The sequence below is a fragment of the Cupriavidus sp. GW823-FHT07A04 genome, assembly GCF_058794615.1.
This window is the reverse complement of sequence record NZ_JBXAHA010000016.1, coordinates 53,825-74,192: the sequence shown is the minus strand read 5'-3', so window position 1 is coordinate 74,192 and position 20,368 is coordinate 53,825. Positions and strand designations below refer to the sequence as shown.

Annotated in this window: 12 protein-coding genes; 10 read left to right on the top strand and 2 right to left on the bottom strand. The window is 66.6% G+C overall.

Going from position 1 to position 20,368, the window contains the following annotated elements:
- The first annotated feature begins 51 nt into the window (after window positions 1–51).
- The 10 genes from AC1Q7Q_RS26175 (at window position 52) to AC1Q7Q_RS26130 (ending at window position 19,030) form a co-directional block, all read left to right on the top strand.
- The gene (locus AC1Q7Q_RS26175) at window positions 52–3,702 is read left to right on the top strand and encodes a hydantoinase B/oxoprolinase family protein (protein WP_492370648.1); all 3,651 of its coding nucleotides are present in this window, start codon (window positions 52–54) and stop codon (window positions 3,700–3,702) included.
- Window positions 3,703–4,044: 342 nt separating this feature from the next.
- Window positions 4,045–6,546 carry a hypothetical protein gene (locus tag AC1Q7Q_RS26170; RefSeq protein ID WP_492370647.1) on the top strand — a complete coding sequence of 834 codons (2,502 nt, stop codon included), beginning with the start codon at window positions 4,045–4,047 and terminating at the stop codon, window positions 6,544–6,546.
- A gap of 21 nt (window positions 6,547–6,567) precedes the next feature.
- Window positions 6,568–8,439: a GMC family oxidoreductase gene (locus AC1Q7Q_RS26165; protein ID WP_492370646.1), complete on the top strand. Its 1,872-nt coding sequence runs from the start codon at window positions 6,568–6,570 to the stop codon at window positions 8,437–8,439.
- 26 nt (window positions 8,440–8,465) lie between these two features.
- Entirely contained in the window at window positions 8,466–8,897 is a 432-nt protein-coding gene (locus AC1Q7Q_RS26160) for a hypothetical protein (protein ID WP_492370645.1), read from the top strand.
- Complete coding sequence (locus AC1Q7Q_RS26155; protein ID WP_492370644.1) at window positions 8,897–11,173, top strand: xanthine dehydrogenase family protein molybdopterin-binding subunit; 2,277 nt, start codon at window positions 8,897–8,899, stop codon at window positions 11,171–11,173. The genes AC1Q7Q_RS26160 and AC1Q7Q_RS26155 overlap by 1 nt, the downstream gene beginning before the upstream one ends.
- Before the next feature lie 16 nt (window positions 11,174–11,189).
- Window positions 11,190–11,648 carry a (2Fe-2S)-binding protein gene (locus AC1Q7Q_RS26150; protein ID WP_492370643.1) on the top strand — a complete coding sequence of 153 codons (459 nt, stop codon included), beginning with the start codon at window positions 11,190–11,192 and terminating at the stop codon, window positions 11,646–11,648.
- 265 nt (window positions 11,649–11,913) lie between these two features.
- A complete protein-coding gene (locus AC1Q7Q_RS26145) occupies window positions 11,914–13,866 on the top strand; it encodes an alkyl/aryl-sulfatase (protein WP_492370642.1) in 1,953 nt (650 codons plus the stop codon).
- Between the two features lie 344 nt (window positions 13,867–14,210).
- Window positions 14,211–18,257: a phosphoribosylformylglycinamidine synthase gene (gene purL, locus AC1Q7Q_RS26140; protein WP_492370641.1), complete on the top strand. Its 4,047-nt coding sequence runs from the start codon at window positions 14,211–14,213 to the stop codon at window positions 18,255–18,257.
- Window positions 18,258–18,497: 240 nt separating this feature from the next.
- Entirely contained in the window at window positions 18,498–18,767 is a 270-nt protein-coding gene (locus tag AC1Q7Q_RS26135) for a CopG family ribbon-helix-helix protein (RefSeq protein ID WP_492370640.1), read from the top strand.
- A 5-nt stretch (window positions 18,768–18,772) separates the two neighbouring features.
- On the top strand, window positions 18,773–19,030 hold the full coding sequence (locus AC1Q7Q_RS26130) for a type II toxin-antitoxin system RelE/ParE family toxin (RefSeq protein WP_492370639.1): 258 nt from the start codon (window positions 18,773–18,775) through the stop codon (window positions 19,028–19,030).
- A gap of 11 nt (window positions 19,031–19,041) precedes the next feature.
- On the opposite strand, the gene AC1Q7Q_RS26125 is transcribed toward AC1Q7Q_RS26130, so the two are convergent.
- Window positions 19,042–19,353: a hypothetical protein gene (locus AC1Q7Q_RS26125; RefSeq protein WP_492370638.1), complete on the bottom strand. Its 312-nt coding sequence runs from the start codon at window positions 19,351–19,353 to the stop codon at window positions 19,042–19,044.
- Window positions 19,354–19,596: 243 nt separating this feature from the next.
- The gene (locus AC1Q7Q_RS26120) at window positions 19,597–20,349 is read right to left on the bottom strand and encodes a molybdopterin-dependent oxidoreductase (RefSeq protein ID WP_492370805.1); all 753 of its coding nucleotides are present in this window, start codon (window positions 20,347–20,349) and stop codon (window positions 19,597–19,599) included.
- Between the last annotated feature and the right edge of the window lie 19 nt (window positions 20,350–20,368).

Here is a 20,368-nt window from a genome sequence, read left to right as displayed (position 1 = left end):
CCGCCCGTTTTTTCCCGACATCTCCATCACGCCCTAGAAGGAAGCCCCCGTATGCCGAAGTCGCTGCCATCCTCCGCCGCCGTTGTTTCGGACCGTCGCCGCTGGCAATTCTGGATAGATCGCGGCGGCACCTTCACCGATGTGGTGGGGCTCCAGCCGGACGGCACGGTGGTCACGCACAAGCTGTTATCCGAGAACCCGGAGCAGTACAGCGATGCCGCCGTGGCCGGCATCCGCCACTTGCTGGGGCTGGCGCCGGGCGAGCCGGTCACGCCGGCGCAGGTGGAAGTGGTGAAGATGGGCACCACCGTTGCGACCAATGCCTTGCTGGAGCGCAAGGGCGAGCCGGTGGCGCTGTTCATCACGCGCGGCTTTCGCGATGCGCTGCGCATCGCCTACCAGAACAGGCCGCGCCTGTTTGACCTGAACATCGTGCTGCCGGAGCTGCTCTACCGCGAAGTCGTGGAGGTGGGCGAGCGCCTGGATGCGCAGGGCGAAACGGTGACGCCGCTCGACGAAGCCGCGCTGCGCGCCGATATGCTGCGTGTATTCGACAGCGGCATCCGCGCCATCGCCATCGTGTTCCTGCACGGCTACCGCCAGGCGGCGCACGAGCAGGCCGCCGCGCGGATCGCCCGCGAGACCGGATTTACGCAGATTTCCGTCTCGCACCAGGTGTCGCCACTGATGAAGCTGGTCTCGCGTGGCGATACCACGGTGGTGGACGCCTACCTGTCGCCGATCCTGCGCCGCTATGTCGGGCAAGTGGAGCAGCAGATGCCGGGCGTGCGCCTGCAGTTCATGCAGAGCAGCGGCGGGCTGACCGATGCGCACCGCTTCCAGGGCAAGGACGCCATCCTGTCCGGCCCGGCCGGTGGCATCGTCGGCATGGTGCGCTCGTCGCAGAGCGCGGGCTTTGGGCGCATCATCGGCTTCGACATGGGTGGCACGTCGACCGATGTCTCGCACTTCAACGGCGATCATCCCAACGATTTCGAGCGCGTGTTCGAGACCAGCGTGGCGGGCGTGCGCATGCGCGCGCCCATGATGAGCATCCACACGGTGGCCGCCGGCGGCGGCTCCATCCTGCATTTTGACGGCAGCCGTTTCCGCGTCGGCCCCGATTCGGCCGGCGCCAACCCGGGGCCGGCGAGCTACCGGCGCGGCGGCCCGCTGGCCGTGACCGACTGCAATGTCATGCTCGGCAAGATCCAGCCGCGGCATTTCCCCGCGGTGTTCGGCCCGCGCGCCGATGCCGCGCTGGACCGCGACACGGTGGTGGCCAGGTTCGCGGCGCTGGCGCAAGCGGTAACGGAAGCGACTGGCGATCAACGCAGCGCCGAGCAGGTGGCCGAAGGCTTCATCGAGATCGCGGTCGGTAATATGGCCAATGCCATCAAACAGATCTCCGTGCAGCGCGGCCACGACGTGACCGGCTACACACTGACCACCTTCGGCGGCGCCGGCGGGCAGCATGCCTGCCTGGTGGCGGACGCCCTCGGCATGCAGACCGTGTTCGTGCATCCGCTGGCGGGCGTATTGTCGGCCTACGGCATGGGCCTGGCCGACCGAACCGCCATGCGCGAGCGCGCCGTGGAGACGCGCCTGGACGACAGCGCATTGCCCGCGTTGCAAGCCACGCTCGATGCGCTGGCAAGCGAAGCGCGGCAGGAACTGCTGGAGCAGGAAGTCGCCGAGGCGCAGATCGATGTGGTGCGCCGTGCGCACCTGCGCTATGAGGGCACGGATTCGGCGCTGGTGGTGCCGTTCGGCACCTTGCCTGCCATGCAGGCGGCGTTCGATGCCGCGTACCGCCAGCGCTATGCCTTCCTGATGCAAGGCAAGCCCCTGGTCGTGGAAGCCCTGTCGGTGGAAGCCATCGGCAGCAGCGAGCCGCCCGAGGAGAAACTGCCCGACGCGCAGCCGCGCACCGGCGGGCCCGTGCCGGCGGAACTGGTGCGCGTGTTCAGCGGCGGCGCCTGGCACGACACCGGCCTGTTCCCGCGCGATACGCTGCGCCCCGGCGACGTGCTGCCGGGCCCCGCCATCATTGCCGAGCGCAACGCCACCACGGTGGTCGAGCCCGGCTGGCAGGCTGAGCTGACCGCGCGCGACCACCTGGTGCTGACCCGCGCCGTGCCGCGTCCCCAGCGGCGCGCCATGGGCACCGACGCCGATCCGGTCATGCTGGAAGTGTTCAACAACCTGTTCATGTCGATCGCCGAGCAGATGGGCCAGCGGCTGCAGAACACGGCGTACTCGGTCAACATCAAGGAACGGCTCGACTTCTCCTGCGCCATCTTCGATGCCGGCGGCAACCTGATCGCCAATGCCCCGCACATGCCGGTGCACCTGGGCTCGATGGGCGAGAGCATCAAGACCGTGATCACGCGCAATGCCGGGCACATGGCCGATGGCGATGTCTACGTGCTCAACGACCCGTACAACGGCGGCACGCACCTGCCGGACGTGACGGTGATCACGCCGGTCTTCGACGAGGCCGGCGCGGAGATCCTCTTCTACGTTGGCTCGCGCGGCCACCATGCGGATATCGGCGGCATCACGCCGGGCTCGATGCCGCCGGACTCAACGGTGGTGGAGGAAGAGGGCGTGATGATCGACAACTTTCCGCTGGTGAAGGCCGGTGTGCTCGACGATGCCGGCATGCGCGCACTGCTGGCGGGCGCGCGCTACCCGGCCCGCAATATCGACCAGAACATGGCCGACCTGCGCGCCCAGGTGGCGGCCAACGCCAAGGGCGTGGAAGAGCTGCGCAAGATGGTGGTGCAGTTCGGCCTGCCGGTGGTGCGCGCCTATATGGGCCATGTGCAGGACAACGCCGAGGAAGCCGTGCGCCGGGTCATCACCGCGCTGAAGGACGGCGCCTACCGCTACCCGCTGGATAATGGCGCGCAAATCCAGGTACGCGTGACCGTGGATCAGGCCAGACGCGAAGCCGTGGTGGACTTCACCGGTACTTCGGCGCAACTGCCCAACAACTTCAACGCGCCGCGCGCGGTCTGCATGGCGGCCGTGCTCTACGTGTTCCGCACGCTGGTCAACGAGGACATTCCGCTCAATGCCGGCTGCCTCAAGCCGATCAACGTGATCATCCCCGAAGGCTCCATGCTCAATCCGCGCTATCCGGCCTCGGTGGTGTCGGGCAATGTGGAAACGTCATCGTGCATCACCAACGCGCTTTATGGCGCGCTGGGCGTGGTGGCGGCCAGCCAGGGCACCATGAACAATTTCACTTTCGGCAACGCGCGCTACCAGTACTACGAGACCATCTCCGGCGGCAGCGGCGCGGGGCAGGGTTTCAACGGCTGCGACGTGGTGCAGACCAATATGACCAACTCGCGCCTGACCGACCCCGAGGTGCTGGAATGGCGCTTCCCGGTGCGGCTGGAGAGCTATGAGATCCGGCCCGGCTCGGGTGGCGCGGGGCAGTGGCACGGCGGCAACGGCGGCATCCGCAAGGTGCGCTTCCTGGAGCCGATGACGGCGTCGATCCTGTCCAACAACCGCTTGCATGCGCCGTTCGGCATGGCCGGCGGCGAGCCCGGCGCGATGGGCCGCAACTACGTGGTGCGGGGTGACGGGAGCGAGCAAGCGCTGGGCCATGTCGGGCGTTGCGAGATGCAAGCGGGCGATGTCTTCGTGGTGGAAACGCCGGGAGGCGGGGGCTACGGCAAGGTGTAAGGGCGTGGCGGGGCGAGCCGGGGTGCAACGCGCCGGCTCGTCGCACGGGCTTCGCGGGCGCGGCGAATTTACATTCGCATTCATTTCCATTCATTTCCAACAGATCAGTCTTTCGTCACTTCCTGAATTTTCGATCCATCGTTTTCACCAGGTTTGGCGCGCCGGGCGTCGCTGCCGGACACATCGCGTTGCAGCAAACTCCTTGACTTATCCTCAGGTGATTCCTAGGTTTATGAAGACCCTGGGGGGCGAGGCCATCGTGCAGCAAGTGGTCCTTCCCGGGGGGGCAAGGGAGGGACCGCAGTGACGCCACGCAGCAGATCAATCGTTCTTGGTATCGCATTGATTGGCGCATTGATTGGCGCGCTCGCCGCGGGCGGGTGTACCAAGCCGGAGCCGGGCCGCGTCCTTGACGAGGCGAAGCAGGCCGGCCGGGGCCCGGAAACGTTCCGGCACGCATCGGAAGACTATTTCCACGACATGGATCGTGGCGTTGCGCTGACCCAGGAAGAAATCGCCGGCCGCAATATGTGGCTGGTGTGGAGCGGCGGCAACGACCGGTTCTGGGACGACATGACGAACTTCACGTTCGGCGCGTTCGACCTGCTCAAGTCCATCAGCTCGCATCCGAGCCAGGGCTATTCCCGCGACACCCGCTGGCGCTATCTGGGCCTGCTCAACGAGCCCTGCTTCGAAAAACCCGCAGGGCCCGATCCGCAGCGCTTCGGGCTGTGGCTGGACCAACGGGTCAAGGATTGCCCGGCCGATCCCTTCGAGAACGAGCAAGCCTATCCGGGCGTCAAGATTGGCGCGCGCGGCACCACGTTCGCCAATGGCGCGAAGCTGCCGGTGGGCTCTTACTACGGCTACCCCACGGGCATCGTCGGCTTGCGGCTGTTCCCCAACCCGGCCTTTGACGAGAAGGCTGCGAAGGCATGGGATCCGCAGCGCTATTACACCGATCCCAAGTACTACAATCGCGCAGATCTCGTGCGGCCCTACCGCGTTGGCATGGCCTGCGGTTTTTGCCACGTGGGCCCGAGCCCGATCCATCCCCCCGGGGATCCCGCGCACCCGCAATGGCCCGAGCTGAGTTCCACGGTGGGTGCGCAGTACATGTGGGTGGACCGGCTGTTCATCCATAACGCATCGACGCCCGAAGGCCGGCAGAACTTCATGTTCCAGCTCGTGCATACCTTCCGCCCGGGCACCATGGATACTTCGCTGGTGTCCACGGACAACATCAACAACCCCCGCACCATGAACGCACTCTACGACCTGATGTCGCGCATGGGCGTGGCCAGGCGCATCGGCGAAGAAAAACTGGCCGGGGGCGAGCTGAACAACCGGCAGCTCAACGACTTCGTCAAGACCGGCGCGTTGACGCAGTTCTACACGCCGCCCGACACGGTATGGACGCCGCATGTCCTCAAGGACGGCGCCGATTCGGTCGGCGTGCTGGGCGCATTGAACCGGGTGTACCTGAATATCGGCCTGTTCAGCGAGGAATGGCTGCTGCACTTCAATCCCATCCTCGGCGGCAAGGCGATCTCGCCCATCGAGCTCGCCGTGGCGCAGAAGAACTCGAGCTACTGGAAGGCAACGGAAGCCGGCACGATCAATATGGCGCTTTTCCTGCTGAAGGCGACCCCGCCGGACCACTTGAGCGATGCCCCGGGCGGCGCTGGCTTCCTGGCGGATACTTCCATGCCGGCCGGCGCGCAGATGCTCGACCGGGGCAAGCTCGTGTTCGCCGACACTTGCGCACGTTGTCATTCCAGCAAGGCGCCGCCGCCGCCGGCCAGCCTGAACCTGCAGAACTGCGCGGGCCCGAACTATCTCGCCTGCTTCATGCGGTACTGGAAATGGACGCAGACGGACGAATTCAAAACGCAGATGCGCGACGTGGTCAAGGCGCCGGACTTCCTGGCGGGCAACTATCTGTCGTCCGATGCGCGCATTCCCGCCACGCTGCTGCGGACCAACGTGTGCAGCCCGCTCGCGACCAATGCACTGCGCGGAAATATCTGGGACAATTTCTCGTCGGAGTCGTACAAGACGCTGCCCTCGGTGGGTAGCGTTACCCTCAACGACCCCTTCACCGGCGAGCGCTGGCAATACCGGATGCCGGCGGGCGGCCGTGGCTATACCCGCGTGCCCTCGCTGATCAGCATTTGGTCGACGGCGCCGTTCCTGCTTAACAACGCGCTTGGACCCTTCAGCGAGGATCCGTCGGTCGCCAGCCGTATCCAGGTCTTCGATGCGTCCATCGAGCAGCTGCTCTGGCCCGAGAAGCGCGTGCATGACGACATCCTGGGCGCCAAGGTGCCGGGCACCATCGATCGCACCACCGAGCGCAGCCAGATTACGGTGCCGGAGGGCTTCGTGCCGGACGCGCTCCAGCCATTGCAGGGCTTCATGCACCGCTATGCGCCGTGGCTGGTGGGGGCGAGCGGCGATGTGACGATCGGGCCGGCGCCCAGGCAGATGCCGGTCAACCTGCTGGCCAATATCCAGCCGCTATCGGAGACCACCGACGTCGGGGCCAAGGCCGAGCATGCGGCCAAGGTGGTGGGCCTTGCGCTCAAGCTGAGATCGGACCTGGCCTCCGTGCCGGAAGGTGCGACCGACGCGGATCTGGGCAAGACCTACGCCGATCTGGTCAAGCCGATGCTGGCACTCAGCAAGTGCCCGGATTTTGTCGTGAACCGCGGCCATTACTTCGGCACGGCGGAGTTCAACAACCAGGCCGGCCTGAGCGCCGATGAGCAATCGTTCGGGCAGGAGCCGGTATTGAGCGATGACGACAAACGGGCCTTGATTGCCTTTCTCAAGACGTTTTGACGTAGGCGGCGCGGCGGGGATATGTCTGCTCCAGGCGAACAAGCATGGGATTACGTGATCGTCGGTTCCGGCGCGGGGGGCGGCACGCTCGCCGCGCGGCTGGCGGAGGCCGGCATGCGCGTATTCCTGCTCGAGGCCGGCAACGATGCGCGCGAGCCTGGCACGGCTTGCATGCCGGAGGATTACGAGGTGCCGGCGTTTCATGCCTGCGCCTCTGAGAATCCGGCCATGAGCTGGAATTTTTTCGTGCGCCACTACGCGGACGATGCGCAGCAGCGCAGGGACCCGAAGTACGGCAGCGAAGGGGTGCTCTATCCCCGGGCGGCGACGCTCGGCGGCTGCACCGCGCACAACGCGATGATCTTCCTCTACCCGCACGACTCGGACTGGGACGGCATTGCCGAGCTGACCGGCGACCACTCGTGGAAAGCCGCTCGCATGCGCCGGTATGCCAAGACGCTGGAGCAATGCCGGCACCGTCCGCTGTGGGCGCTCGCGCGCCGCCTTGGCTTCGATCCCACGGCGCACGGCTGGGACGGATGGCTCAGCACCGAGCGCGCGTTCCCGCTGGAAGCGCTGGCCGACAATGCGCTCACGCGCCTGATCCTGGGCTCCATGGAACTGGCGGCGCGCAGCGTGCCGCGGCGCCTGCATGCGGTCCTGAGCTTCTTGCGCTGGCAGGGCGATCCGAACGCCAGGATCTGGGCAAGGCGATGTTTCAAAGGCGTTTGCTATACGCCGCTTTCCACGCGCGGGCATGCGCGCCACGGCGCGCGCGAACGGGTGCTGGATGTGGCGACCCGCCTGCCGTCGTGCTTGCATATCGAGATGGACGCGCTGGCCACGCGCGTGCTGCTGGACGCGCACGGCACGGCGACCGGTGTCGAATACCTGAAGGGCAAGCGCCTCTACCAGGCCCACGTCTCGCCAAGCACGGCGCCGGGCGTACGCCATGAAGTGCACGCGCGCCGTGAGGTGATCCTGGCGGGCGGGGCGTTCAATACGCCGCAACTGCTGATGCTGTCGGGCATCGGCCCTGCCGAGCACCTTCGGGCGCACGGCATTGCCGTGAAGGTGGATTTGCCGGGCGTCGGGCGCAATCTCCAGGATCGCTATGAGGTGGGCGTGGTAAGCCGGATGGCCCAGCCGTGGCGCATCCTCGATGGCGCCCGCTTCCAGAAGGATGATCCGGCCTATTGCAGCTGGCGCGACCGCCGGCATGGGGTCTACACCTCCAACGGCGTGGCGATCGCGGTCGCACGGCGCTCGCGCAAATCCGCGCCCGCACCGGATGTGTTCTGCATGGCGCTGGTTGAGCATTTCACCGGCTACTTCCCGGGTTACTCCAAGCTATTCGCCCAGAGCGACGATGCGCTTACCTGGGCCATTCTCAAGGCACACACGCGCAACCGCGCGGGCACGGTGCGGTTGCGCTCCGCGAATCCGCTCGAGCCGCCCTTGATCAATTTCCATTATTTCGAAGAAGGCGGGGCGGGGGCGGACGAGGATCTGCGCGCGGTGATCGACGCCATCCGCTTTGTGCGCAAGCTGGCAGCGCCGCTGGCAGAGCGCGGCGTGATCGCGCAGGAGCAGCTTCCTGGCGCGCACCTGCGCAGCGACGATGAACTGGGCGGCTATGTGCGCGACAACGCCTGGGGGCATCACGCCTCGTGCAGTTGCGCCATCGGCGCGCGTGCGGCGGGCGGCGTGCTGGGCAGCGATTTTTCCGTGCATGGCACGCGCGGGCTGCGGGTTGTCGACGCGTCCGTCTTCCCGAGGATTCCCGGCTTCTTCCTGGCCAGCGCGGTCTACATGATCGCCGAGAAGGCTGCCGACGTGCTCTTGCACGAAGCGAACGCCGCGGCGAAGGCGACGGCGGCGGCGACGGTGTAGGCAGGCGCGACATTGGAGGTGCAAACATGGCATACGACGTACGCATGCTGCTGGAAATGAGCCAGGACCAGCTTGACGATCTGTTTCGCAACAGCCCGGCCGGCGATATTCCGGATGGCGAGGCCGCCGGCACCGCGATCATCTCGCCCGGCACGGTATTCACCGAGAGCATCGCCAAGATGATCAACCTCTTTGCCTGGCAGGGAAAGGTCTTCGACGCCAAGCGCGGCGTTCTCAAGAACCGCGTCTCCATCTTCGGGCTCGAGGCGATCCTGGCGAAGGTGTACAAGGGCGAGAGCTGGCTTGACCAGAAGGAGTGCATTGTCCTGGACTATTCCGCCACATCGCTGGTCGCGCATTGGATCCGCGACGAGATTCGCTGCATCGCGCCTGGCGTGTATCTTGGCAAGGTGTACTGGGACAAGCATCGCCTGATCGATTTCTGCCTCGAGTTCTGATGAAGCGCAGAGCGTTCCTGGTCGGTGGCATCGGCGGCATCGGGGCAGTCGGTGCGTTGCTGATCGGCTGGTCGGTGCTGCCGCCTCGGCAGCGGCTGGCCACGTCGCAGCCGTTGCCGGCGGTTGGCACGCAGGTGGGGCTCAATGGCTGGGTCAAGATCGCAGCGGACAACACCGTCACCATCATGATGTGCCGCTCCGAGATGGGGCAGGGCGTGCACACCGGCCTGGCCATGGTGCTGGCCGACGAGCTGGATGCCAGCTGGGCGCACGTGAAGGTTGAGCACGCGCCCGTGGACAAGATCTACAACAACCTGGAAGTCGTCGTCGAGGATCTCCCGTTCCGCGCGGACGACGACAGCGTGGCCAGGCATCTGGCCGCCTGGCTGACCGCCAAGCTCATGCGCGAGATCGGCGAGATGGTGACAGGCGGCTCGTCGAGCCTCAATGACTTGTGGGACCCGATGCGCGAGGCCGGCGCATCCGCCCGCGCGATGTTGATCGGCGCGGCAGCCGCGCGGTGGAACGTGCCAGCGGGCGAGTGCCGCGCGCAGGACGGCAAGGTACTGCATCCGTCCGGGAAAACAGCCACCTTCGGTGAACTGGCGGCCCAGGCCGGGAAGCTCCCGCTGCCGGCAAAGGTGGCGCTGAAGACGCCATCCGAATTCAAGCTGATCGGCAAGGACATACGCCGCCTGGAGGCCGCATCCAAGATCGATGGCACGGCGCGCTTTGGCATCGACGTGCTGCCCGAGGGCCTACTGTACGCCAGCGTGACGATGTGCCCGACGCTGGGCGGCACGGTGGCGAGCTTCGACGGCGCGGTTGCCGCCGCGATGCCGGGCATCGTCAAGGTGCTCGCGGTGGATGCCTACAACGGCGGCACCGGCGGGGTGGCGGTGATCGCCGACAACGCGTACCGGGCCATGAAGGCGCTGGATGCGGTCAAGATCGTGTGGAACCCTGGCCCCGCCGCCTCGCTGTCCAGCCCGGAGGTGAGCCGGCGTCTCGCGCAGGCGCTGGATGCCTCCGACGGCCACGCCTATTACCGGCACGGCGATGTCGAAGCGGCATTGAAGTCAGCCGCCAAGCCCGTCAGCGCCGAGTACAGCGCGCCCTACCTCGCGCATGGCGCGGTGGAGCCCATCAACTGCACGGCGCAGGTGCGCGACGGCGCGGCCAGGGTCTGGGTCTCGACGCAGTTGCCTGGCCTGGCGCGCCGGGCGGTGTCGAAGGTCCTCGGCATCGATGCCGACAAGGTCGATGTGCAGCCGCAACTGATCGGTGGCGCGTTCGGGCGGCGGCTGGAGGTGGATTTTATCTCCCAGGCCGCGGCAATCGCGCGCGCGGGCGGTGGGCGGCCGGTGCAGACGATCTGGTCGCGCGTCCAGGACACCACGCACGACTTCTACCGGCCTGCCTGCCTCTCGCGCTTCAAGGCCGGGCTCGACGGCGCGGGCAACCTGGTGGCCTGGCACAACACGTCGGCCAGCCAGGCGATCGTGCCGGCCATGCTGGCGCGCTTGCTTGGCCTGCCGGGCCTGGGCATCGACAAGACCACGACGGAAGGCGCGTTCGACCGGCCCTACGAATGGCCGAACGCGCGCGTCGGGCACGTGATTGTCGACCTGCCGGTGCCGGTGGGTTTCTGGCGCTCGGTGGGCCACTCGCACCAGGCATTTTTTACCGAGAGCTTTATCGACGAACTGGCGGCGGCCGCCGGCAAGGATCCCGTTGCCTTTCGTGCCAGCCTGCTGGTCAGGCATCCGCGTCATCTGGCCGTGTTGCACATGGCCGCGGACAAGGCCGGCTGGGGAACGCCGTTAGGGAAGACAGCCGACGGCGCCGCACGCGCACGCGGGGTGGCGCTGCACGAGGCATACGGCAGCATCGTCGCGCAGGTGGCGGAAGTATCCGTGGCGCCGGACAAGACCGTGCGCGTGCACCGGGTGGTCTGCGCGATCGATTGCGGGCTGCCGGTGAACCCGAACCTGATTCGCCAGCAGATGGAGAGCGCGATCATCTTTGGCTTGTCGGCCGCGCTGTTCGAGGAGATCACGATCGTCGACGGCCAGGTGCACCAGAAAACGTTTGGTGACTTCCCCGTCATCTTCATGAACAACTGCCCGGCCATCGAAACCCACATCATGCCAAGCCAGGACCATCCCCAGGGTGTAGGTGAACCGGGCACGCCCCCCATTGCGCCGGCGGTGGCCAATGCCCTGTTTGCGCTGACGGGACAGCGCTTGCGCGCGTTGCCTTTGAAACTGGCCTGAGTCCCGGGAGAAAGCCATGCTGCCCCTGAACATCAACGGTAAGACAGTGTCCGTGCAGTCCGATCCGGACACCCCTCTGCTGTGGGTGCTTCGGTGCGAGCTGGGGTTGACCGGCACCAAGTATGGTTGCGGCATCGGCGTTTGCCGGGCCTGTACGGTGCAGTTGAACGGCGCGCCGCAGGTCGCCTGCATGAGCCCGGTCTCCACGCTGGCCAATATCCGGATCGTGACCATCGAGGGCTTGCGCGGCCCGCAGGCGCAAGCCTTGAGGGCCGCCTGGCTCGATCTGGACGTGGTGCAGTGCGGCTACTGCCAGAGCGCGCAGCTCATGACCGCCAGCGCGCTCCTGAGAAGCAACCCAAAGCCCAGTGATGCCGACATCGATAAGGCGATGGAGCACATTGTCTGCCGCTGCGGCACCTACCCGCGGATCCGCGCTGCTATCCACCAAGCCGCCGGGCAGCCACGCACCTGAGGCAGCCCCGCCCGGCGAGGGTTTTTACCGATAACGTGAACGCAGGGGGCGACAAAGAATGAAACCCCAATTCCTGTTCAGGTTATTCGCGCCATGCCCATCGCGGCGAAACCGCCCTTTGCGCTCACAAGCGGGTTGCGTTCGATCATCCATGGCATGGCGTGCCGATTCACGCTGTGCTGACCGATCCCGGCGCTGTTGATGCCGCTATTGGCGGCGCGGTTGGCTTACCTGAGCATCGTCAACGCGCCACCAAGGAGACCCCATGCCGGACAACGCAAGCTGTGCCCACGCGGCCACGGCTGATTTTCATCGCCTGCTGGCGCGCGAGCTGCCGGAGCACGACGAGCAGGACTGGGAAGACGCGCAGCGCGGCTTCGTCGGCACCATCCCCAATGCCAAGGTGGCACGCGCCAACGGGCACGGCGTGTGGAACATGGAAGCCTATGGCTTCCTGGATGCCGCCGAGGCGCCGGATACCGTCAACCCCAGCCTGTGGCGGCAGGCGCGCCTTAACCGCATCCACGGCCTGTTCCAGGTCACGCCGCGCATCTTCCAGGTGCGCGGGTTCGATATCGCCAATATCACCTTTATCGAAGGCGACACCGGCGTGATCGCGCTGGACGCGCTGACCTGCCCGGAGACCGCCGCAGCCGCGCTCGCGCTGTACCGGGCGCATCGCGGCAACCGCACGTTGCACACCGTGATCTACAGCCACAGCCATGCCGACCACTTTGGCGGCGTGGCGGGGCTGGTTGACGAGGCCGACGTGCGCGCCGGGCGGGTCCAGGTGATTGCGCCCTCCGGCTTCATGCACCACGCCATCGCTGAGAACGTGATCGGCGGCGTGGCCATGGCGCGCCGCGCGCAGTTCCAGTTTGGCCACACGTTGGCCAAAGGGCCGGCAGCGCAGGTGGATGCCGGCCTGGGCAAGACGCTGCCGATGGGCCGCTCGACGCTGATCGCGCCAACGCGGTCGATCGAGGCCGAGCACGAGATCCACGTGATCGACGGGCTGGAGATCGAGTTCCAGCTCACGCCAGAGACCGAGGCGCCCTCCGAGATGCACCTCTTCATCCCGTCCGAGGGCGCGCTCAACCTGGCCGAAAACGCCACCCACAACCTGCACAATCTTTGCCCATTGCGCGGCGCCAAGGTGCGCGACGCACTGGCATGGTCCAAGTACCTGCACCGCGCGCTGCACCGCTATGGCCCGCGTACCGTGGTGGTGCTGGCCCAGCACCACTGGCCGACCTGGGGCGCGGAGCGCGCCCGGCGCTTCCTGTCCGAGCAGCGCGACCTGTACCGCGTGCTGCACGACCAGACCGTGCGGCTGATGAGCCATGGCCTGAAGGCCGGCGAGATCGCCGAAGGGCTGCAACTGCCGGAGTCGCTGGCCAGGCGCTGGCACACGCGCGGCTACTACGGCACCGTGTCGCACAACGTCAAGGCGATCGTGCAGCACTACCTGAGCTGGTACGACGCGCATCCGGCCAACCTGCATGCGCTGCCGCCGGTGGCCGCCGCGCGCAAGCACCTGGAATACATGGGCGGCATCGACGCCGTGATGGCCAAGGCCCGCGCCGACTACGAGCGCGGTGAGTTCCGCTGGGTGGCCGAGGTGCTCAAGCACGCGGTCTACGCGCATCCGGCGCATGCCGAGGCGCGCGAGCTGGCGGCCCGCGCGCTGGAGCAGATGGGCTTCCAGGCCGAGTCGGCGACGTGGCGCAATGCCTACCTGCTGGCCGCGCGCGAGTATCGCGAAGGGCCGCCGCAGGCCAATCCGCAGGGGCCGCCGGCCAACGCGCTGATGGGCGCGATGAGCAACGAGCTGCTGTTCGACGCGCTGGCGGTGCGCATCCACGGGCAGCGCGCGCAGGGCATGGCGTGCCAGATCGGCTGGCTGTTCACCGACAGCGGCGAGCATTGGATGAGCACGCTGTCCAACTGCGCGCTGAGCAGCCTGCTGGTGGAGGCGGCCGATGTGGTGGCCGATGTGGCGGCTGACGTGGCGAACACGGCGGACGTGGTCATCGAGACCAGCCGCGACACGCTCGACGCCGTCCTGACCCGGCGCTTGACGGCGGCCGAGGCTGTGGCGCAAGGCCGGCTCACGCTGCGCGGCGATGTGTCGCTGCTGCCGCGCTTCATGGGCCTGCTGGACCAGTTCAGCGGCAGCTTCCCGGTGGTGGACGCGGCGCCCTGGCCGGAGCGCTGAGCCGGCCACCGGCCCGTCGTCGGCGAATCGCAGCCGTTCTGGCTGTGCAAGGTGACGGTGGCGCTGGAGGGCAAGGCCGTGGCGTGGGCGGATTGGGGCGGATTGGGTTCGGCCTGCTTAAGTGGTTTATGAGGCGCAATTAGCCCGGATGCCACCCGGCCCGCGTGATGGCTGCGGAGCTTGTCCGGGCCACCACCACCTTTTGTCCGTCAAGCCACCTCTGCTGCAACGCGGGAACCCCCTCTCGACAAGGTATAATCCCGGTTTCCCGCCAGCACGGCGCCCCAACCAGCGGCGCCGGCCGGTAGCAGCCCCTACCTCCTGCCCTCCCGACCGCTCAGACCATGGCGCATTTCTCGTGCTTCCCCGGTGCATTGGCGCTTTCCGCCTTTCGCCAGCAACGCCTGCTCACCGCCCTCAAGCAGATCGACGCCGACATCGAGTCGGTGCACGGCCAGTTCCTGCATTTTGTCGACACCGACGTGCCGCTATCGCAAGACGACAGCGCCCGCATCGCCGCGCTGTTGACCTATGGCGCGCCTTTCGAGGCACAAACCGACGGTGATCGCTTTGTGGTGATTCCGCGCTTCGGCACCATCTCGCCGTGGGCCAGCAAGGCGACCGACATCGCGCACAACTGCGGCTTCGAGCACGTGCACCGCATCGAGCGCGGCATCGAGATCACCGTGATCTGCAAGAAGGGCCTGCTGCGTGGGCGCAAGACGCTGGATGCCGGCACGCGCGCCGCGGTGGCTGCCCACCTGTTCGACCGCATGACCGAAAGCGTGGTGGCTTCGCGTGAAGACGCCGCCGGCCTGTTCCAGGAACTGCCGGCCAAGCCGCTGCGCTTCATCGACATCTCCGGTGGCCGCGCCGCGCTGGCGCAAGCCAATACCGAAATGGGCCTGGCCCTGTCGGAAGACGAGATCGACTACCTGGTCGACGCCTACGCCAAGCTGGAGCGCAACCCGACCGACGTCGAGCTGATGATGTTCGCGCAGGCCAACAGCGAGCACTGCCGCCACAAGATCTTCAACGCCACCTGGACCATCGACGGCGTGCAGCAGGACAAATCCCTGTTCGCCATGATCCGTAATACCCACCAGCTCAACCCGCAAGGGTCGATTGTGGCGTACTCGGACAACTCCGCGGTGATGGAAGGCGATGTGGCTGAGCGCTGGTTCCCGCGCGGCACCGAGCAGAAGTACGGCCGCCATGAGGCGCTGACCCACACGCTGATGAAGGTGGAGACGCACAACCACCCGACCGCCATCTCGCCGTTCCCCGGGGCCTCCACCGGCGCCGGCGGTGAAATCCGCGACGAAGGCGCCACCGGCCGTGGCGGCAAGCCCAAGGCTGGCCTGACCGGCTTCACGGTCTCCAACCTGATGCTGCCCGACGCCGTGGAAGGCTGGGAAAACGCGCGTGACGCCGCCCAGCCGGTGGCGCACCGCAACCCGGACGACAAGGTGAGCGTGACCGGCAAGCCGGACCGCATCGCCTCGCCGCTGCAAATCATGACCGAAGGCCCGCTCGGCGGCGCCGCGTTCAACAATGAATTCGGCCGCGCCATCCTGGGCGGTTACTTCCGCGTCTACGAGCAAAACGTGGGCGGCACCGTGCGCGGCTATCACAAGCCGATCATGATCGCCGGCGGCATCGGTAACATCGACGCCGGCCACACGCACAAGAAGGCGCTGCCGGCCGGCTCGCTGCTGATCCAGCTGGGCGGCCCGGGCATGCGCATCGGCATGGGCGGCAGCGCCGCCAGCTCGATGGCGACCGGCACCAATACCGCCGACCTGGACTTCGATTCGGTCCAGCGCGGCAACCCGGAAATGGAGCGGCGCGCGCAGGAAGTCATCAACGCCTGCTGGCAGCTCGGCGACGACAACCCCATCCTGTCGATCCACGACGTGGGCGCGGGCGGCATCTCCAATGCCTTCCCCGAGCTGGTGGACGGCGCGGGCCGCGGCGCGCGCTTCGACCTGCGCCAGGTGCACCTGGAAGAGTCGGGCATGAGCCCGGCCGAGATCTGGTGCAACGAGTCGCAGGAACGCTATGTGATGGCGGTGGCGCCGGAGTCCTTCCCGCTGTTCCAGACCATGTGCCAGCGCGAGCGTTCGCCGTTTGCCGTGGTGGGCATCGCCACCGAAGAGCAGCAGCTGCAACTGGTCGATGCGCATGTCGACGCGGCGCTCAAGGAACACTATGCCGTGAACATGCCGATGGACGTGCTGCTGGGCAAGCCGCCGCGCATGCACCGCGACGTCAAGCACGTGGCGCAAAGCCTGCCCCCGGTGGACGTGACCGGCATCGCGCTGGACAAGGCCGTGCGCGACGTGCTGCGCCACCCGACCGTGGCCAGCAAGTCGTTCCTGATCACCATCGGCGACCGCACGGTTGGCGGCATGAATGCGCGCGACCAGATGGTCGGCCCCTGGCAAGTGCCGGTGGCCGACGTGGCGGTGACCACGCTCGACTACAAGGGCCGGGCCGGCGAAGCCATGACCATGGGCGAGCGCACGCCCCTAGCCGTGATCAACGCCCCCGCCTCGGGCCGCATGGCCATCGGCGAGGCGCTGACCAACCTGGCCGCCGCGCCGGTCAAGGACCTGGCCAAGGTCAAGCTGTCCGCTAACTGGATGGCCGCCTGCGGCGTGGACGGCGAAGACGCCAAGCTGTACGACACCGTGCATGCGGTTGGCATGGAACTGTGCCCGGCGCTGGGCATCAGCATCCCGGTGGGCAAGGATTCGCTGTCCATGCGCACCAAGTGGCAGGACGACGGCGTCGACAAGGAAGTGGTCGCACCGGTCTCGCTGATCATCTCGGCGTTTGCCGCCGTGGATGACACCGACCGCACCCTGACCCCGCAACTGCGCACCGATGCGGGCGACAGCGTGCTGATCGCCATCGACCTCGGCCGCGGCAAGAACCGCCTGGGCGGCAGCATCCTGGCCCAGGTGACGCAGCAGGTAGGCGACACCGCGCCGGACGTGGACAGCGCCGAAGACCTGAAGAACTTCTTCAACGTGATCCAGCGCCTGAACCGCGAGGGCAAGCTGCTGGCCTATCACGACCGTTCCGACGGCGGCTTCATGGCTGCCCTGGCGGAAATGGCCTTTGCCGGCCATTGCGGCCTGTCGCTCAACGTCGACATGCTGGCGCTGGACCCGGTCCAGGAGCAGGACTTCGGCGACGCCAAGAACTGGGCGCAGCAAATCTCCGGCCGCCGCGACGAGCAGACCCTGCGCGCGCTGTTCTCGGAAGAGCTCGGCGCGGTGATCCAGGTACGCCAGGAAGAGCGCGATGCCGTGTTCGCCGTGCTGCGCGAAGTCGGCCTGTCGGCCTGCAGCCACGTGGTGGGCAAGCCCAATGCCACCGACCAGATCGAGATCTACCGCGACGCCAAGAAGGTCTTCGGCGCCGCGCGCAGCGAGCTGCAGCGCACCTGGAGCGAAGTCAGCTGGCGCATCGCGCGCCTGCGCGACAACCCGGCTTGCGCCGACAGCGAATACGATCGCGTGCTCGACGCGGCGGACCCGGGCATCTCGCCGGTGCTGACCTTCGATCCGGCACTAGACATCGCCGCACCGTTCGTGGCCACCGGCGCGCGTCCGCGCGTGGCGATCCTGCGCGAGCAGGGCGTCAACTCGCAGATCGAAATGGCGTACAGCATGGACCGCGCCGGCTTCGACACGCACGACGTGCACATGAGCGACCTGATTGCCGGGCGTGCCAACCTGGCCGACTTCTCCGGCTTTGTCGCTTGCGGCGGCTTCAGCTACGGCGACGTGCTGGGTGCCGGCGAAGGCTGGGCCAAGACCATCCTGTTCAACGCGCAGATGGCCGAGCAGTTCGCGGCCTTCTTCAACCGCCAGGACACCTTCGCGCTGGGCGTGTGCAACGGCTGCCAGATGATGAGCAACCTCGCCCCGATCATCCCCGGCGCGGGCGCATGGCCCAAGTTCACCCGCAACCAGTCGGAGCAGTACGAAGCGCGCTACGTCACCGTGCAAGTGCAATCCTCGCCGTCGATCTTCTTCGCCGGCATGGAAGGCAGCCGCATCCCCATCGTGGTGGCGCACGGCGAAGGCTTCGCCGACTTCTCGCAGCAAGGCGACAAGAGCCAGGCCCAGGTGGCGCTGCGTTTCGTGGACAACCACGGCGCGCCGACGCAAACCTACCCGCTGAACCCGAACGGCTCGCCCGACGGCATTACCTCGGTGACCACCACCGATGGCCGCTTCACCGTGCTGATGCCGCACCCAGAGCGCGTGTTCCGCACCGCCACCATGAGCTGGGCGCCGGACGCCTGGAAGCAGGTGGAAGACGGCGGCAGCCCGTGGATGCGCATGTTCCGCAACGCGCGCAAGTGGGTGGGTTGAACGGCCTGCTGTTTTTCGCGCTGTAGAAAGGAAAAGCCCGCTTCGCGCGGGCTTTTCCTTTTGTCGATGCGGGATTCACTGAGCGGGTTGGCTGCCTCAGGCAGGCTGCATTTCCGTGCGCGCTCAGCGGGTGACACAGATAAGTGCTGAAAAATGCCCAAACAAGACCTTCGGTTTGGACGCGCTATCATGAATCGCTATGATTCACTGTGATTCAACCCGCATCGAAAAGGACTACATATGGCACAGACCGAAACCAAGGTGCTGACCGTGCATGTGCCGTTGCCACTGGCCGAGAAGGTCGATCAGTTGGCGGCCCGCCTGGAGCGCTCGCGCGGCTGGATCATGAAGCAGGCCCTATCTGCCTGGATCGATCAGGAGGAAGAGCGCAGCCGTCTGACACGTGAGGCCTTAGCCGACGTGGATGCAGGTCGCGTTATCGATCATCAGGCCGTTCAGGCTTGGGCCGACGGTCTTAGCACGGACACGCCCCCGCCGGTCTCGCGCTGATGTTGATGGACCTGAAGTGGACCAGCAAGGCGCTCGCCAAGTTTTTGGCCCCCGTGAATAAGCTGGCAGCTGCGCGAACCGTCCAGGCGCTCGCGGCGGCACCTGCAAATTTCCTGGCTCACCCACGCATCGGTGAGCAGCTTGATGAATTCGAGCCCCGCGAGGTGCGGCGGATTCTTGCGGGGCATTATGAGATGCGCTATGAGATTCGGGATTCGACAATCTACGTGCTGCGGGTGTGGCATACCCGAGAGGATCGCTAAGACGACTTGCCTCAAGTCATCCGCCGTGTACTCCAGGCCTGATAAACGTAATACAACGGCCGCTGCGGATCCGATTGCCTGGCCGATGCCGGCGCCGCGCCGCGGATCTGCATGGTGACCAGCACCATGCGCGCGGCTTTCACGGGGGAGTAGCGGTCGCGCAGCGGCAGCATGGGCAGCACGGCGCGCCATTCCGGGGGCAGGCCATCGTGGCTGAAGGTGCCGAGCGCGCAGTAGCCCCATCCTTCGGATGTGAGGTGCCAGAGTTGCCGGTAGGGGCTGCCGCCTGATGCCACTGAAGCCACTGAAGCCACTGAAGCCATGGTCTCCCTCGTTCGCATGCCGGTGCCCGCGGCGGGAGATCAGGCGGGCTTGCGCTAATCAGACTGCGCCACGGCCAGGGTGGCGGCACGCATGACCTTGATATTACCCATGTGCGGCGATGGTGGGAATGCTTGGCGCGCTCGCCAGGTGCGGCAATGCGTACACCAGGCAACGTGTTTGGTGCCCGGCGTACCGTGCATCACCCAGGGGTCGTCACTTGCAGGCAGCGGTGCGTTCTTGTCCTACAGCCCGCTAAACCAGTTATACCCCTGGTCTTCCCAGTACCCGCCCGGATTCTCGTTGGTCACGAAGAGCGCGGCGATATGCTTGGGGTTCTTGAAGCCGAGCTTGGTCGGCACCCGTAGCTTGAGCGGGTAGCCATAGCGGGCGGGTAGCGGCTCGCTGCCGAAATCCAGCGCCAGCATGGTCTGCGGGTGCAGCGCGGTTTCCATGTCGAGGCTGGAGTAATAGCGGTCCGCGCATTTGAAGCCGATATAGCGGGCGGTGGTGTCCGCGCCGATGCGTTCCAGGAAGGTGCGCAGCGCAACGCCGTGCCATTCGCCGATCGCGCTCCAGCCTTCGATGCAGATATGCCGCGTGATCTGCCCCGCCTGCGGCAGCGCGCGCAGTTGCGCCAGGCTCCATGCGCGCTTGTCGGCGACCAGCCCGGAGACTTCGAGGCGGTAGCCGGCACCGTCGACCTCCGGCACGTCGTACTCAGGATAGAAGGCGTTGAACGGGAAGGGCTGCGTGATCTGGCTGCGCGCGTAGGTGGGGGCGAGCCGGTTGCGGTTGAACAGCCAGGCTTGCACGCGATCGTTCCAGCGCGACATTGACCACAGCACCTTGTCCACGGCATCGCCATCCTGCAAGGTGCAGCCCGCCAGCATGGACAGGGCGCCCAGCGACAGCGAGGAGCGCAGCAACAGGCGCCGCTGGAGTTGCACGAGCTGGGGCTTGAAATCAGCCGCGCTTGCCGGCTCCGAGGCCGGCATGACGATCCGCTTGTCATCG

Excerpts from the sequence above, each read along its gene's own strand:
- AC1Q7Q_RS26120 (WP_492370805.1), bottom strand. The coding sequence starts at position 20,349 with ATGCCGGCCTCGGAGCCGGCAAGCGCGGCTGATTTCAAGCCCCAGCTC.
- AC1Q7Q_RS26150 (WP_492370643.1), top strand. The coding sequence starts at position 11,190 with ATGCTGCCCCTGAACATCAACGGTAAGACAGTGTCCGTGCAGTCCGAT.
- AC1Q7Q_RS26145 (WP_492370642.1), top strand. The coding sequence starts at position 11,914 with ATGCCGGACAACGCAAGCTGTGCCCACGCGGCCACGGCTGATTTTCAT.
- AC1Q7Q_RS26135 (WP_492370640.1), top strand. The coding sequence starts at position 18,498 with ATGGCACAGACCGAAACCAAGGTGCTGACCGTGCATGTGCCGTTGCCA.
- AC1Q7Q_RS26130 (WP_492370639.1), top strand. The coding sequence starts at position 18,773 with ATGGACCTGAAGTGGACCAGCAAGGCGCTCGCCAAGTTTTTGGCCCCC.
- AC1Q7Q_RS26165 (WP_492370646.1), top strand. The coding sequence starts at position 6,568 with ATGTCTGCTCCAGGCGAACAAGCATGGGATTACGTGATCGTCGGTTCC.
- AC1Q7Q_RS26155 (WP_492370644.1), top strand. The coding sequence starts at position 8,897 with ATGAAGCGCAGAGCGTTCCTGGTCGGTGGCATCGGCGGCATCGGGGCA.
- purL (WP_492370641.1), top strand. The coding sequence starts at position 14,211 with ATGGCGCATTTCTCGTGCTTCCCCGGTGCATTGGCGCTTTCCGCCTTT.
- AC1Q7Q_RS26160 (WP_492370645.1), top strand. The coding sequence starts at position 8,466 with ATGGCATACGACGTACGCATGCTGCTGGAAATGAGCCAGGACCAGCTT.
- AC1Q7Q_RS26125 (WP_492370638.1), bottom strand. The coding sequence starts at position 19,353 with ATGGCTTCAGTGGCTTCAGTGGCTTCAGTGGCATCAGGCGGCAGCCCC.
- AC1Q7Q_RS26175 (WP_492370648.1), top strand. The coding sequence starts at position 52 with ATGCCGAAGTCGCTGCCATCCTCCGCCGCCGTTGTTTCGGACCGTCGC.